The organism is Nodularia harveyana UHCC-0300, assembly GCF_034931085.1.
Lineage (GTDB): Bacteria > Cyanobacteriota > Cyanobacteriia > Cyanobacteriales > Nostocaceae > Nodularia > Nodularia harveyana.
Window position 1 is genome coordinate 1 of sequence record NZ_JAYGHG010000013.1, and the last position, 15,366, is coordinate 15,366.

At 37.7% G+C, this 15,366-nt stretch carries 16 protein-coding genes; 12 read left to right on the forward strand and 4 right to left on the reverse strand.

Features of this window, described 5'->3' with window-relative positions; translation table 11 throughout:
• Nucleotides 1-182: 182 nt before the first annotated feature.
• The 3 genes from VB620_RS10035 to VB620_RS10045 all read left to right on the forward strand — a co-directional run bounded on the left by VB620_RS10035 (nucleotide 183) and on the right by VB620_RS10045 (nucleotide 3,231).
• On the forward strand, nucleotides 183-1,049 hold the full coding sequence (locus VB620_RS10035) for an alpha/beta hydrolase (protein WP_323196009.1): 867 nt from the start codon (nucleotides 183-185) through the stop codon (nucleotides 1,047-1,049).
• Nucleotides 1,050-1,379: 330 nt separating this feature from the next.
• Nucleotides 1,380-2,387, forward strand: coding sequence for a helix-turn-helix domain-containing protein (locus VB620_RS10040; RefSeq protein ID WP_323196010.1), 1,008 nt, complete (start codon nucleotides 1,380-1,382; stop codon nucleotides 2,385-2,387).
• Between the two features lie 73 nt (nucleotides 2,388-2,460).
• Nucleotides 2,461-3,231, forward strand: coding sequence for a glucosamine-6-phosphate deaminase (locus VB620_RS10045; RefSeq protein WP_323196011.1), 771 nt, complete (start codon nucleotides 2,461-2,463; stop codon nucleotides 3,229-3,231).
• Between the two features lie 444 nt (nucleotides 3,232-3,675).
• On the opposite strand, the gene crtO is transcribed toward VB620_RS10045, so the two are convergent.
• Complete coding sequence (crtO, locus tag VB620_RS10050) at nucleotides 3,676-5,370, reverse strand: beta-carotene ketolase CrtO (RefSeq protein ID WP_323196012.1); 1,695 nt, start codon at nucleotides 5,368-5,370, stop codon at nucleotides 3,676-3,678.
• A 366-nt stretch (nucleotides 5,371-5,736) separates the two neighbouring features.
• Between crtO and VB620_RS10055 the strand changes: the two genes are divergently transcribed.
• A complete protein-coding gene (locus VB620_RS10055; RefSeq protein WP_323196013.1) occupies nucleotides 5,737-7,941 on the forward strand; it encodes a phosphoketolase family protein in 2,205 nt (734 codons plus the stop codon).
• 194 nt (nucleotides 7,942-8,135) lie between these two features.
• On the forward strand, nucleotides 8,136-8,765 hold the full coding sequence (locus VB620_RS10060; protein ID WP_323196014.1) for a hypothetical protein: 630 nt from the start codon (nucleotides 8,136-8,138) through the stop codon (nucleotides 8,763-8,765).
• A 65-nt stretch (nucleotides 8,766-8,830) separates the two neighbouring features.
• On the opposite strand, the gene VB620_RS10065 is transcribed toward VB620_RS10060, so the two are convergent.
• Nucleotides 8,831-9,793 carry a hypothetical protein gene (locus VB620_RS10065; RefSeq protein ID WP_323196015.1) on the reverse strand — a complete coding sequence of 321 codons (963 nt, stop codon included), beginning with the start codon at nucleotides 9,791-9,793 and terminating at the stop codon, nucleotides 8,831-8,833.
• A gap of 175 nt (nucleotides 9,794-9,968) precedes the next feature.
• Here VB620_RS10065 and VB620_RS10070 point away from each other — a divergent pair, with 175 nt between their 5' ends.
• The 5 genes from VB620_RS10070 (at nucleotide 9,969) to VB620_RS10095 (ending at nucleotide 11,767) form a co-directional block, all read left to right on the forward strand.
• Nucleotides 9,969-10,475, forward strand: coding sequence for a hypothetical protein (locus tag VB620_RS10070; protein WP_323196016.1), 507 nt, complete (start codon nucleotides 9,969-9,971; stop codon nucleotides 10,473-10,475).
• Between the two features lie 121 nt (nucleotides 10,476-10,596).
• The gene (locus tag VB620_RS10075) at nucleotides 10,597-10,860 is read left to right on the forward strand and encodes a type II toxin-antitoxin system ParD family antitoxin (protein WP_323196017.1); all 264 of its coding nucleotides are present in this window, start codon (nucleotides 10,597-10,599) and stop codon (nucleotides 10,858-10,860) included.
• A 42-nt stretch (nucleotides 10,861-10,902) separates the two neighbouring features.
• Nucleotides 10,903-11,121 (forward strand): type II toxin-antitoxin system HicB family antitoxin, encoded by a 219-nt coding sequence (locus VB620_RS10080; RefSeq protein WP_173403327.1) that lies wholly within the window; start codon nucleotides 10,903-10,905, stop codon nucleotides 11,119-11,121.
• On the forward strand, nucleotides 11,122-11,340 hold the full coding sequence (locus tag VB620_RS10085) for a type II toxin-antitoxin system HicA family toxin (RefSeq protein WP_323196018.1): 219 nt from the start codon (nucleotides 11,122-11,124) through the stop codon (nucleotides 11,338-11,340). It begins immediately after the preceding gene.
• A gap of 190 nt (nucleotides 11,341-11,530) precedes the next feature.
• Nucleotides 11,531-11,767: a hypothetical protein gene (locus VB620_RS10095; RefSeq protein WP_323196019.1), complete on the forward strand. Its 237-nt coding sequence runs from the start codon at nucleotides 11,531-11,533 to the stop codon at nucleotides 11,765-11,767.
• A gap of 103 nt (nucleotides 11,768-11,870) precedes the next feature.
• On the opposite strand, the gene VB620_RS10100 is transcribed toward VB620_RS10095, so the two are convergent.
• Complete coding sequence (locus VB620_RS10100; protein WP_323196020.1) at nucleotides 11,871-12,116, reverse strand: type II toxin-antitoxin system RelE family toxin; 246 nt, start codon at nucleotides 12,114-12,116, stop codon at nucleotides 11,871-11,873.
• Nucleotides 12,117-12,121: 5 nt separating this feature from the next.
• Entirely contained in the window at nucleotides 12,122-12,364 is a 243-nt protein-coding gene (locus VB620_RS10105) for a hypothetical protein (RefSeq protein ID WP_323196021.1), read from the reverse strand.
• Between the two features lie 935 nt (nucleotides 12,365-13,299).
• Here VB620_RS10105 and VB620_RS10110 point away from each other — a divergent pair.
• Both VB620_RS10110 and VB620_RS10115 read left to right on the forward strand, forming a co-directional pair.
• Complete coding sequence (locus VB620_RS10110; RefSeq protein ID WP_323196022.1) at nucleotides 13,300-14,169, forward strand: glycoside hydrolase family protein; 870 nt, start codon at nucleotides 13,300-13,302, stop codon at nucleotides 14,167-14,169.
• 139 nt (nucleotides 14,170-14,308) lie between these two features.
• On the forward strand, nucleotides 14,309-15,226 hold the full coding sequence (locus VB620_RS10115; protein ID WP_323196023.1) for a peptidoglycan-binding protein: 918 nt from the start codon (nucleotides 14,309-14,311) through the stop codon (nucleotides 15,224-15,226).
• Nucleotides 15,227-15,366: the final 140 nt, after the last annotated feature.

Genomic DNA, 15,366 nt, shown 5'->3' on the forward strand with positions numbered 1-15,366 from the left:
GTGTGGGAGGTGTGGGGAGTGTGGGGGGTGTGAGGGGTGTGGGGGGTGTGGGAGGTGTGGGGGGAAAGATTTTTAGTCCTCAGTACCCAATCCCCAGTCCCCGTTCCCTGCTATATATGAATATTTGTTAAAGTGTCAGTATCAGTACTTCAATTCCCATAAACAGTAATAATTTATTTTCAATGCAATTATATTTACGGCTGCTAGTTACGGGAGGAATAGTTGTTGTTCTTGCCTACTTTGCCATCTGTCTAGTTCTTTTTGTCAAACAGGAAGAGTTTATTTTTTTCCCCTCTACTGTAATTGAAAAAACACCAGAGTTTTTTAATCTCCCATACGAGGATATATGGTTACCGGTAAAGAGTAATCATGGTGAGACGGAATTGATGCATGGTTGGTGGATTAAATCGCCACAACCTGATGCGAATGTGTTGCTGTATCTGCATGGTAACGCCATCAATGTTGGCGCAAACGTTGGTCATGCTAATCGGTTGCATGAATTGGGGTTTTCTGTATTACTAATTGATTATCGGGGGTATGGTCGCAGTACAGGTGACTTTCCTAACGAAAAGCGGGTTTATGAAGATGCAGCCGTAGCGTGGAATCACTTAGTACAAGAGAAACAAATTCCCCCCAGCAAAATTTTTATTTATGGACATTCTATGGGAGGGGCGATCGCTATTGATTTAGCTATCAAACACCCAGAAGCTGCGGGATTAATTGTGGAAAGCTCTTTTACTTCGGTTCAGGAGATGGTAGCTTTCAGGAATTTGTTTCGGATTTTCCCGGTAAATTTAATTTTGACACAACGCTTTGAATCTATTAAAAAAGTCCCAGATTTAAAAATACCTGTTTTATTTATTCATGGTACTGCTGATACAACCGTTCCTTCTTTCATGAGCCAAAAACTGTATCATGCTGCTCCTGAACCGAAAAAACTGCTTTTAGTACAGAGTGCTGAACATAATAATACAGCTACTGTGGGTGGTGAAGAATATTTAAAATGGGTCAGGTCTTTTGTAGAAGCAGCCAAAAGTTACAGTTTCTAAGTTAGTGGAAATGCTGTTAGTTAGCTGTTAATTATACTACTAGAAAATTTATTGGCGATCGCTCCCACATGATTTTGATGGGCTAAATTAGCATGGGAAAAATCAGTAAATTTCCAGAGCATAATCGAAGTTTATAGTTTTTCTGTTAAACCTGAACAATTAATACAGAATATTCCGGATATTACAGCATAAAAAGCGTGAAATTATACAGATATAGCAGAGAACAGTCTCGAAAATCCCTAGTTCTGAGGATTTAATTATCTGTTTGTGTCCTAACCTGCTTGACAGTTGCTATATCCTTCTTTTTTTGTATCAGGAGCAACTTTAATCATGACGATGACACCTGTTTATTTTTTCACGGTTCCCGGAAATGATAGTGTCAAAATTTCTCAAGATCAATTGCGATCGCTATTAAGTGAAATTGAAACTGAACTTCATAGCAGTAAAGTTTATCTGATCGCTATGAATACATTACAAAATTTGTTGGGTAGTTCCGGAGAATCAATCAATATTTTACTAAAAGCTGTGGGGAGAGAAGCTATCAGTTTAGCATTTCAGCAATTATTACAATCAGAAAAAGTTATAGAAAATCATCATGTCTCACCAACTGTTGTATCTGAAACACCTACTAATTCGACAACTATGCAACTAGAACCCCAAACCAGTAAGACAGATATCACCCCAGATCAGATATCAACAGAAACCACTGAAAATATACCTATTAAATCTCCAGAAAAAGCACTGAAAAATTTGTTTCAGCGCCATAAAAAATCCCCGGAACCTGAAATAAAACAGCCAACATTAGCAGAACAACGTCTAGAAATAATGTCGAGCATTGGTCAAAAACTTAAACAAGCTCGTGAGTCTAAAGGTCTTTCTCTATATCAACTTAATGTTTACACTCATATCCCTATTCATCGCATGGAAGCTATCGAAAATAGCGATTTTGAATTGTTACCAGAAGATACTTTGGTGCGTGGATTTATTCGCTCTATGGGTAATGCTGTAGGATTAAATGGGACAAATTTAGCCGCTTCTTTACCAGCTAATAGTGGGCTACCATCACTTACCCGTTCTTGGAATAATTCTACAGAGTCTTCTGAGGAATTGGGAATCGCTCTCAGTCCCATACATTTGTATCTAGGCTATACAACCTTGATAGCTGGCGCGGTGGGGGGACTATCCTTAACTTCTCAACCAGTAAATAGTGGTAGGATACCGGCTCCAGATGTAGTAACTTGTCCGTCTTCGTCTCTTTCTCAACCATTTGAGATGTCAGCAATATGTATTAAACCAGGGCTAATTGATTCTAATATTGCGCCACCAGAAACTTTTTAATCTGGCTATTAGTTTAGTTCTCAAATCTATACTAAAGAAAAGATGTCAGTGGATTATTATTCCATTTCAGCCAATGCTACCCCCTAACAACTTTTTTCGCGTTGATGATTTATCAGTGCAGATTTACAACTCTCAAGTTGAGATGGCAGATAAAGTTGCAGCGATCGCCCAAAATTATTTACAGCAAATTCTCGATCAACAGGAAACAGCAGCTGTATTATTAGCCACAGGAAACTCCCAACTGAAATTTCTGGATGCTTTAATTAGGTTCGGTGGTGTAGATTGGTCACGTATTACCTGTTTTCATTTAGATGAATATTTAGGTATTAAGGCTGATCATCCCGCTAGTTTCCGGCGATATCTGCGAGAACGTGTAGAGAAACGGGTTTTTCCTCTGAAATTCCATTACATAGAAGGTGATGCCTTGCAACCTCTCACAGAGTGCGATCGCTACACCAAACTATTGCAAGCACAGCCCATTGATTTATGCTGTCTTGGTATAGGTGAAAATGGACACTTAGCTTTTAACGATCCCGCAGTAGCCAATTTTCAAGATCCTCACAGCGTTAAACTCGTGAAACTAGATAAAGCCAATCGCCAGCAACAAGTTAATACGGGTCATTTTTCTAATATTGATCATGTTCCCCAGTATGCTTTCACTGTTACTTTGCCATTAATTTGTGCCGCTAAAAAGATTATTTGTCTAGCACCAGAAAAACGCAAAGCCCCTATAGTCAAACAGATGCTCACAGGGTCAATTAATATAAATTGCCCAGCATCAATTTTGCGTCAAAAGTCACCAGCTACCTTATTTTTAGATATCGATTCTGCCAGTTTATTGTAGTTAAATATAGGGTTTTATTGTTACAGAAAAATCATACCTTCCTTGGGGGTAGGGTTCTTACGATATTGGTTTATGACCCAGTTTCAAGTGAGATAAACAAGATACTTCATTTTCTTTCGTGGATTTCCACAACCACAGGGAGGATTGATACTCATAATTTATTTGTATAGGTTGGTTTAAGGAACAGAGAAACCAGCACTCTTGACAGAGTTGGATTTTCCTAAGCCTCAAGCCAACCTACTTTAATCACGTTTCAGTTATAGCAACCGCCAAGGAAGTTAGGACAGAAACAGATAATAAAACCCTTACAATTAGCGAGTTTCCAGCTTCCTGTTCCCTGCGATGCACTGAGCAGTTCGACAGGCTCACTGTAACACTTGTCGAAGTGTTCCCTGCCATAATAGGAACGGGAATCTCACCGAAGCAAAGAGAGAAGAGACTTGATTAACCAATACCAAATACCGAACCGACTGTTGATTTAAATGAATCCCTAGCATCTCTCAAACTTTGCGCCAAAGGATGTTTAGCTTGCAAAAATACCCGCGCACAATTACGTCCCGGCATTCCTGAAATTGAACCCCCTGGATGAGTTCCCGCACCAGTCAAAAATAGATTTTCAATTGGTGTTTTATAATTAGCTAATTCTGGTAAAGGACGGAAAAACACCATTTGATCTAAAGTCATATCAATATGATAATAATTCCCTTTGTAAGCACCTAACCTTTCTCCTAATTCGGCGGGACTTTCCACACGGCGGGCGATAGTTGCGGTTTTCACATTGGGGGCATAATTAGCTAACTTATCAATTACTTTGTCTGCAACTTGATTTTTTAGTTCATCTGTCCAACCAGTACCCTTTAAACCAGTACCCGCCGCACCTGCTATTTGATAAGGAGCAAAAAACTCAATCCATAAAGTATGCTTACCTGGGGGTGCTAATGTGGGGTCAAGGGCGCTAGGCATCACCGCATACATAGAAGGGTTAGCATCAGGAATCTCTCCCAAGGTACATTTACTGTGTGCCTGTTCCACATGAGCCATTGAATCTGCAATTAAGATAGAACCAGTGAGATAATCATCTTTGTGGTCGTGGTGGGGAAAATGCAGAGGTTCATCTAAAGCCAAGTCAATTTTGAGGATGGTTTCATTGTTATTAATGATGCGACGTTCTAACCTTTCTCGTAAATCAGGGTCAGCATCATTTACTTCACTGGTATCTATTAGTTGTAAAAATAGCCGTTGAGCATCAATATTAGAAATCACACCATATTTAGCCCGATATTCTTGACCACCGGCAACCCCGACACCAACAGCTTTACCATCATTAATTAAGACTTTTTCTACCTGTTGGTCGGTGAGAATTTTACCGCCTTTACTAGTAACTAATTTGACTAATGCCTGAATTAAACCCCCAGTTCCTCCGCGTGGTCTACTCATACCGGGGTTGTGACGCATAGCCATCATCATTACGCCAATGGCTAGGTTTTTTTGTGAAGGTGGCGCACCCAGTTCGGAAGCCAGTCGAGAAAGTGGGGCTTTTAAGAATTCTTCATCAAACCACTCCTCTAAAATATCTTCAGCACTGTTTAGCATCGTGCGGACAAAATCTAAGGTTTTCGATGGTGAACCGACTACGGAAAATAAATCTTTAAATTTTTCAATATTGTAGTTACTAAAAATATCTATAACTGATTTTGGTGGGGCGTTAAACATCGGAATCATGGCATTGATTGCCCTTTGCCAGTAATCTATAAACTCTGCATATTTTTTAGCGTCACGTTGATTATAACGGGCGATTTCGGCACAAGTTTTTTCTACTGATTTATGGGCTAGAAAATACTTTCCATCAGGATGGGGACAAAAAACAACCGGGTCACATTCTAGGTATTCTAAGCCGTATTTTGTTAACTCTAATTCCTCGACAACTGGACCCAAATGGATAAATTCATGGTCAATGGCACACAAGTTAAATTTAAATCCTGGTGCTTTGTCTGGGATACATTCTTCTGTTGTGGCTGCACCCCCTGGAACGGAGCGTTTTTCTAGTAGTAGAACGCTATAACCGGCTTTGAGTAAATAAGCTGCACAAACTAAACCGTTATGTCCTGCGCCAATAATCACAACATCATACTCTTGCATATCTGTAATTGGGAAGATAAGAATAAATTCTTATTATAAATTGTGATCAAATAAAATTTCTGATAATTATTATAAATTCTATAATTTGGTTAACTGAAAGCTTTTCTGTTTGCGGTAGCATTACTGATGAGAAAGTGAAGTTTGGAACTAATTTTTCTGGGTTTAAAGGTATAAAGTCTTGTATTAAGGTAGCAGTAATACTACTGAAAATAAATCTAAATAATTCCGTGTTTGTCAGACAATGATTGAAAGTCCTTATCCTGACCTTGGGAAAATGCAATCTATTCTGGCTACCGCAAAGATGTAAAATTTTGGTTAAATTCATCAAGCATCTACAATTTTCCCTGTTTTTATAAGGTAATCAGCATGACATCAAAAGCATCTTCCCCACTGCCTAATTTTTATGAAGGAATTCAATATTTTGGTGAGGCGTTACCAAATTTTGCCACTTATGGTAAAGTAGCTGCAATAGAATCAGGCAAAAAGGCGATCGCAGACCCTACAGATCCTACAGCCGTCTATCAAACTTTACTTGCTGCCGATGCCCTCCGCTACTTAACCCTACAAGTCACAGCTAGTAAGGCTTCTGGACATCCAGGCGGTTTTGCTAGTCAAGTGGAAGCCTATGCCGCATTGGTGATGCTGGGACACAAAAATATTATCACCGAAGTGGGACACCATGCCCCTGGATTCTATAGTGCCATGTTTTTGGATCGTTCTTTGGAAGACATGGGAATCTCTACAGTACAGCAATTGCGCGATCGCTTCCGAGAAAAGCACGGACTATTAGGACACCTTTCCGGTTTTATCCCTGGTATTCTCGCCCCAGCAGGACCTCTAGGACAAGGACAACACTTCGCCATGTCCGCCGCATTGCTGCATAAAGATACATTATTCCCCTTCACCGTCGGGGATGGTGGATTGGGTGAGCCTTATATTATGAGTTCAATGGCGCACTTTAACACAGCATATCCCAGCGTCACCAACTTCTTACCTGTCATGGTGTGGAATGGTTACAGCCAAGAACATCATAGTATGGTTTCCCTGAAAACCAACGCCGAAATGCAAGCCTACTGGCAAGGAAACGGTTTTGCAGAAGTCATTTTAGTCGATGCCAAAGACTTTGACGATCAAAACCAACCAGGGGATTATGTAGATAGTACAGTATTTTCCTTTGAGCAGCGCCTAGCCTTTACCAAAGCCGTACTTTTAGGAATAGATAAAGCCGCTCATTCTGCCTTAAATGGTAAATTAACGGTATTTATCATTAAACAACTCAAAGGAGCCGGAGTTCACGCCCTGGGTTCCAAATCACACAACCTTTATCCGAAAGATACCCTAGACGCGCCGCACATTATCAGTGCATTAAAAACCCGCGCTTTATCCCTAGAAGCTTGGGAAATCGTCAGAACAAATGCAGAACGCGCCGGAGGTGGACCCGCAGCCAAAACAGTAGTTACAGAATTTGAATTACCATTAGTAGATTTAGGGAAATTACCCTTAGAAGAATATACAGTAGGAGGAGATCCCAAAGTTTCCACAACCGCAATGGGTAAACTAGTGGGATATGTGGGAAATAAGGATAAAAACTTCCTGGTTACTAACGCCGATGGTAACGCCGCATCCGGAATTGGTAACATTAATGAAGCCCTAAAAATCATTCACCCCACCACCGATGACACCTATCATCAAGCCCCAGACGGTCAAGTTTACGAACCATTGAGCGAAGATGCTTGTGCAGGTTTAGCGGCTGGATTATCCTTAATGGGTGCGAGAACTTTATGGTGTTCTTACGAATCTTTTGCCATCAACGGTTTACCAATTTGGCAAACTGTCACCCAAGCAATGGCAGAATTGCGCCGTCAAACTCCCTCGACCATAACATTATTTACAGCCGGGGCTTTAGAACAAGGGCGCAACGGTTGGACACACCAAAGACCAGAAATTGAAGCTTATTTTGCTTCGTTGATGAGAACCGGAAATGTTTTCCCATTATTTCCCCCAGATGCTAACAGTATCCAAGGCTGTTATGACTGGGCTTTGCAAACGAAGAATAAGGGAATTGTGATTACAGCCAGTAAATCTCCGTTACCAATTCGCACAACTTTAGAACAAACTCGGCAAGGGTTAGAAGATGGAGCAATCTTATTACAAGAAGTGCCAGGAGATCAACAAGTTGTGTTTGCAGTCATTGGCGATATGACATTAATTCCTGTGTTTGAAGCGGCGGCTTTCTTAGAAACTGAAGGTATTGGTGTGAAGATAGTTTCTATTATCAATCCTCGCCGTTTGTATCGTCCTAATGATACTGCTTGGGAAACTTGTTCAGAAGCCGATGGTGGTTTTATGGATGATGCCAAATTTGCCGAATTATTTGATGGAAGTGCCTTAATTGGTGTAACTGGTGGTGCTGCGGCGATGCTGGAACCAATTATGTTACGCAGTAATTGCAAGCGTGATACTTTCGCCTGGAAGCGTGGGGAAACTACCGCCAGTGCTGGTGAGTTGATGGCGTTTAATGGCTTGACTGCGGAAGCGTTGACTAAGCGCGCTATTGAGTTAGTTCATTAAGCATTTTTAACCGCAGATGTACGTAGATAAACGCGGATAATTTGGCGTTTACTTGCGTGTATTTGCGGTTTTATCTCTTGATAAAAGAAGATACGCTATTGATTGTTTATATGTTATGTTTCAAATTAGTAGTAAACTCACTTAATCCTGTTAATAATTGATTACAAAAAATTAAATTAAAAAGTTAAATTTTTATGCAGAAAAAAGAAGCTATAGAGAGTAGTATTTTAATTAGTAAACGCTGGCTACAAAAATCTAAATCTGAAGAATATCAAAATAAAAATATAGTGACTGTATTTGATAAGTTTTTTACTTTATTTGTATCCTATAATGCATTGTACTGTGCAATTAATCTACATGATCATTATGTAGATTATGTAAAAGAGAATAAGGATGATAAAAAATCTGTCACTGAAAATGTTCCTAAATACTTAGGTTATTCTAGTTTAACTGAAAACCTTCTTTTTAATGAAAAAATTAAACAGGGGATTAAGCAAATTGTTCGTGTTATAGAAGAGAAAAAATTTTATATAGTACATTCAAGAAAAGATTTTAAACCAGATTTTAATCAGGATACAGCACACATTAATAATATCAAGCAAGGGTTAGATAAGAATTATGATGAGCTAGATCAGTCGATTTCTACAGAATTTATAAAATCATTACTGACTTTAATTTATGAAACTCGTTGTAATATGTTTCACGGACGTAAGCAAATAAACGATCCTCAGATAAAACTATTAATTCCTATGAATGCAATTCTTATGGAAATTATTGAAATGGGTTTATCGAAATTGGAAAGTGACATTAGTGATATTAGATAAACTTTATATAAAACATTTACGTTGATGCTAAATTGGATGTTGGATATAACAACAAATAAATAGAGTTAAGACAAAAGGCACTTCCAAGGAAAATCAACGAGATAATTTATAATATGATTAAATACCTCATTATGAATTACTTTAAGTTCACTAAAGAGAACTGCATTGCTGTCTGATAACTGTTGCGTATATATTTGTTTGAAAAAATCATTTATTAATTTATCATTTGATAGAATTTCGTTACCTTTCTTTATTATGCTTAAATCAAATCCTAAGACTTTTTTAATTTCACCAAAATTGGTAACATTTTCTATTTCATCTTCTAATTCTATACCCTTAATTTCTTGCTTGTAAACATATTTGCCAAAAATATAACTCAGTATTTTTTCTATAAAATCATCACTAGCTTCATTGATTATAAACTCTAATCCCCAAATCAAACTATTAGAGTTTTCTTTTATAAAACTTAATTGACTTTCTATAGAAAGAATTAATATTTTTCTCTGTATTGAATCCTTGCTATATGAATTAATTTTTTGATAGATTTTATCTTTATATAATTGTTCAATTTTCTGAGAGTTTGCTACTTCTAAAATATATCTACCATTTTGAGGTGCTGCAATTATTTTCTTGTTTAAAGCTATAAATATAGCTATGGCTTCTAATGCTGCTTGATTTGTTGAGTAATGTTCTGTAAGACTAACTTCACTTTTATATTTTAAATATTTCAAAAAGTTCTTTTTCAGAAGCTTAAAATATTGTTCGCGTGAATGAGGGTAACTTATTTTGGACTTTGTAGCGCTAAAATTCAAATTTATTCTATGTGGACATTGTTTTTCCAAAACTGTTTCACCTGGAGGATGAATAAAAGCCGCAGTTATTGTTGTGCCATCTGAACGAGTATATTCTTTTCTTAGCCGCAATCCTACTTTACAATGTGGACACTGAAAAATTCCATAATATTCTGGATAATCTACTTCAGATGCGCGAACGATTCTTCCAGTAGCTATATGACGAGCTTCTTTCATCTTAAAGTTTTAACTTAAATATACTTGACTACAGTATACGATACTACATTCCTATGAGTGAATTTAGGACAAGCAGGATGAAATATCTGCCATAATTCAGTACGGTTTATACCCAAGCAAAACCATAAATACCGAATATTATGGTGTTTAGTAGTTTTTGGTTTAAATATTAATTATGACTGAACAACAGAAAGAGCTAGTTATGACAAATATTGCTAAAATGGCTGACCTTGATGAATTAAAGCTAATAGAATTGTCCGAAATTCATAAAAAAATAGGTATAGACAGTGTTGGATTACAAAATATTTTATATTCCTTAGCTGGGGAAGGTTATATTAATGAACTACCGAAAGTTATCAATGATTTTAATAAGGATGAGGTAGTAATAAAGATTACACACTCAGGCATAAATAAATGTCTTACATCTAATCAGGAAAAACAGATAAACCTAGTTTTGACAATTATTGCTGAAATCGCTGAAGATAATATATTTAAGCCTGTTGGCTTTATTGAAATTCTTGAAAAAGCAGATATAGACTGCGATAAACTGGAAAACATTGTAATTTTCTTAGGTAAACAAGATTATATCAAGAATCGGCACAAAGTTTTGAAGCATGGGTCAGCCGAAATATATATTACAGATACAGGTATAGCTAAAGGTCGTTCCTTTAACCAGGGATAAACAATACCGTAGGGTGGGTTAGCGATCGCGTAACCCACCAAAGCAATAACCTAAGTATCAATGGCAGAAAATGACAAAAACTGCCATAATATAGAAAAGCATATTCACCGAACTAACCCTTATGAAAAGTATGAATATTTCCTTACCTGATACTATGCGAACTTATATAGAAGAACAGGTAGCTCAAGGTGCTTACAGCAGCGTCAGTGAATATTTTCGGGAATTAGTGCGACAAGACCAAAAACAGAAAGCAAATGAACGTCTACAAACCATGCTCTTAGAAGGATTAAACTCTGGAAATGCCACACAAATGACTGCTCAAGATTGGGAAGATATCCGTCAAACAGTCAGTGAAAGAATTAACAAACGTCAAAGCGCAAATTAGCAGTGATGTATTAAATTAAAAAAAGACCTCAAAAAAAACGCTATGAAATTTCAAGTAATATTCACTTATGATTCAGAATATCTAGGTTACGTTGCTGAAGTACCAGAACTTCCTGGTTGTGTCAGTCAAGGTAAAACCTTAGATGAAGCAATTGAAAATATCAAAGATGCAATAAAAGGCTATCTTCACGTATTAGAAAAACATGGTAAACCGTATGTACCTAAAGAGTCTCAATCTTTTGTAGGAGAAGTATTAGTATAAATGGGACGTTTATCCAATATTTCCGGTAAACAAACAATCAAAATTTTTGAAAAATTTGGCTATGCTGTAGATCATCAAACCGGAAGTCATATCATACTTTGGCACGAATCAAAACCCATTTTATCAGTTCCCAATCATAAAGAACTAGCACCAGGGTTACTCAGAAGTTTAATTAGACAAGCAGGAATTACAGTAGATGAATTTTTAGGAAATAAGTAATACCTTAGTAATTTTAGCAGAATATTTAGGACATGGACGCATTTTTTCAGTAGATCAACGTGATTTTAATACCTATCGTTGGAAGCAAACTTATCCTTTTGAAAATCTCCTATTTTGACGGATAATTTTTCAAGTTATAATAAATTAATACCGAAAAATTTACTCAATTTAGGGTTTAAGGTTATTCATAATGCTGCAAATCATCCAAGCAACCTGTACAAACGGTGAACTTGTTTTGAGTGAAAAGCTAAGTTCCGAATTAGAAGGTAAAACCATACAAATTATGATTCTCGAACCTAGCGAATCTACTCAAGCAATAGATTCTGAAGAATTAAAAATACAACAATTTTTAGCACGAGTTAATAACTACTCCTTCCCACTCCCCCCAGACTACAAATTCAATCGAGAAGAAATCTATGACAGATAAAATTTTTCTCGATACCAATCTCTGGATTTATCTCTATGCAAAAAATCCGCCCGAAAAATCCCAGCAAGTTGCAGAAATTTTAAAAAATAATTCTTCATCGCTTCTAGTTAGCACTCAGATTTTGAATGAGTAAAATAATTAATTCTTCATCTTGAATTTCATAACGTAAGCGATAGTCTCCAATTCTAATTCGATATTCATTTTCATAACCTTTCAGTTTTACTACTACATTAGGACGAGGTTCATCTGCAAGCTGGAAAATCTTTTCATATACACGCTCTTTGAGATTATTAGGAAGATTATCTAATTGTTTTTGAATAGATTTAGTTATAATAATTTGGTACGTCATAGTATCTATTTACGCTGATTGCTTAGATACTGCTCAAAAGTAGTATATTCACCATTGGCGTATTCATCACGTACTAACTGAATCTCTCTTGCGGTTGCTTCATCTTCTTCCCAACTTTCTTCTTCAGCTTCAGCAATAGCTTGGTAAAGAATCTCCCAAAGTAGCTTTTTTTCTGATAGATTTAGCGCACTTAAGGAGTTAATAAGTAACTCCATAGGAATGAATAAATTTAGTCCTGCTTGTGACATTGCTTTGATTATATTAATGTCTATCTTTATATTTTATCAGATAACTATTAGGCGATCGCACAAAATCGTTTTAAGCTTTTCACACCAGTAGAGTGGGTTAGCAACAGCGTAACCCACCAAAGCAATAACCTAAGTATCATTAGATGAGGATTTATAACTATTACTGATACACCGGGGAAAGTTAAACTAACCTTAGATTTATCACCGGTAACCCACCAAACCAATAACCTAAGCTAAAATGGTGGGTTAGGTTGCAAACAAAAATCTTCACGTTGAACATATTATTATCTGCGCCTAACCCACCCTACATCCTGTGTATCTTTAGCTCTTATATAAATAAGAAATGACAGAGAAATAGAACTCTAAATAGTAGTTCTTATATCGGCTTATATGGTCAAATTTGGGTCAATTGTAAGGATGTTTGTCTAGATTTAGTAAAGCCAGCAATATTCAATGGTGGAGTAAGCGTCGTTGGCAGATAAAGAGATGGTTTAAAACTGCAAAACACCGTTTTGGTTTGAACCGTTTTGGACAAGCTACTCTACTTGGTCTCTATCGCTGGCTCATTCTTTCTGTAACTGCTTAAATCATTGCTTACTGGACTTATTTGGAAACACAGTTTCCGTTACCACCTAATTGGGGTGATGCTGCACAAACTGCTCTGGAATCTCTTTTTACTCAAATAGTTGTGTCTCTTATTGTACTTGATATCAGCGATGTATTTCCCTTGCACGTAGTTCTGGTTTTGACATCTATATTTCCAGGTGGAAGATGTGAGTTTAGCAATTCTAGCTCAAAAATGAGAAAATACTGAGACAAAAATTCTTATTCTATAGGCATTTGAGGCTTATTGAACTCTCATATATCATTTAGGATTGCTATAGCACATGATTGTGTAATAGTATATTACCCAATCAAAAGCTAGAAATATTTACATGATTAAACGACTACAAATCTTTCAAGATGGTACTTTGTCAGAAGTGGAAGAAGACACGATCTTCAAAGTAACAGAAACAAAAGGACAAGTGGACTTGCTGATTGAAGCTTTGCAGTTCACTCAAGCAGAGACTTTTACAGTTACACCGGATGATGCAGTTCCACCAAGTGTACCAGAACCGCGAGCGTCAATAAAAACAATTAACGCCGAGGGATTGAGGTTGCTGCAATCATTTGAGGGATTGTATTTAGAAGCATATTTAGACCCAGTTAATATTTGGACTATAGGTTGGGGAGCTACAGAAGGTGTTTACAAAGGCATGAAGATTACCAAGGCACAAGCTGAGGAAATCCTCAAAAAAGAATTGAGTAAATTTGAAGCTGCGGTAGCCAAGGCTGTCAAAGTGCAAATAAATGACAATCAACATTCAGCCTTAGTTTGTTTTAGCTACAACGTAGGTGCTCGTGCTTTGTTTAAATCAACACTTTTAGCGCTATTAAATCAAGGCAAGTACCAAGAAGCAGCAGATCAATTTTTGCGCTGGGACAAAGCTCGTGGTCAAGCCCTGCTAGGTCTATCACGTCGCAGGAGAGCTGAACAATCCTTATTTTTGAGTAAGCCTTGGGAATGGGCTAAAACTTGGGAGCCAACAAGAGTGCTGCGCTTGGCTGCACCTGGACAACCTCTGATTCAAGGAGATGATGTTATCAAACTTCAGCAAGCCTTAGTCAAAGCTGGTTTTAGTCTTAAAGTTGATGGTTATTTTGGAAATGACACAGATGTAGCAGTCAAGCAATTTCAACAAAAGAAAGGGTTGACAGTAGATGGTGATGTAGGACCTAAAACTTTACAAGCTTTAGGTTTGTGAACTCATAGATAAGAGATAGACAAGGCAGTGAGGCAGCTTCAGCAATGGATAGCTTGAAAGATAGAATTGTCAGTGCTGAAACTTGAAAAATGCCGACTTGTAGATTGTTGACTTTTTGGAATAAATTAAAGAGGTGAAAATGAGCGACTCCATTAGCGATACATCTGAACAATTTGATGATTTGGTTGTTGAACCTTGTCTAGAAATTAATGAATTTGAAGAAAATGCACCGAGAGCAAGTTTTCATGGTTTGCTCGAAAAGGCTCCTACGGCGAATACTTCTGTTGTCAATGGGTTATCCCAACAATTAATCTATCAGATTAATCTCCTCGTCCCAGATGCTTTAATGAGTTTTGATGATCTAGATGTCGAGTTAGGAAGTGCAGCATATCCTTTCGTAGCACCCGCCGCTAAACTGGCATTACAAAAGGCTATTGAAAAGCGGGGTAGAAAACTTGTTGTTAATTCAGCCTATCGAACTCTCGCACAGCAAATGCTGCTGTTTAATGGCAAAAAAAGGGGAGAGAATCCAAATCCTGTAGCTCTACCAGGTAGAAGTTATCATCAGAGTGGCTTGGCGCTCGATATTGAGGATCGCCAAGGATGGCTACCTTTTCTAAAAGGTACGGGTTGGGAGCCTTTGCGTAATGATCCACCACACATCGATTATCGAGGCGCAGGTGCGAAGGATCTTCGCAGAGAAACTATATTAGCCTTTCAGCAACTTTGGAACAAGAATAATCTCACTGAGAAGATTGGCGAGGATGGTGTCTGGGGTCCTAAAACTGAGAGTGCTTTAAATCGCTCTCCTGCAATGGGTTTTGCGAAAACACCTTGGGACGACAAGCCTAGAACTTTGCGTCTCAGCCGTCCGTTAATGGAAGGTTCAGACGTGCGTAAACTTCAGGAAAAGTTAAAGGCAGCAGGTTTTGCTATTACAGTTGCTGATGGTGTCTTGGGAGCAGAAACTCAAAGGGCTATAAAAGAATTCCAACAGCAAAAAGGTTTGGTTGTTGATGGATTGGCTGGAGTAAAAACCCTTGAACTAATCGCATAAACTCCTGCACCAGACAGTTAACCCAAACTTAAATTAATAAGCTAATCGTTATTCAAATTGCATCTCCGTGTCCCCGTGTCGCCGCCTCTTTCTGGGGAGTAGAGTTAGGCAATTTAAAAGCGCATTAGCTTAATAGGATT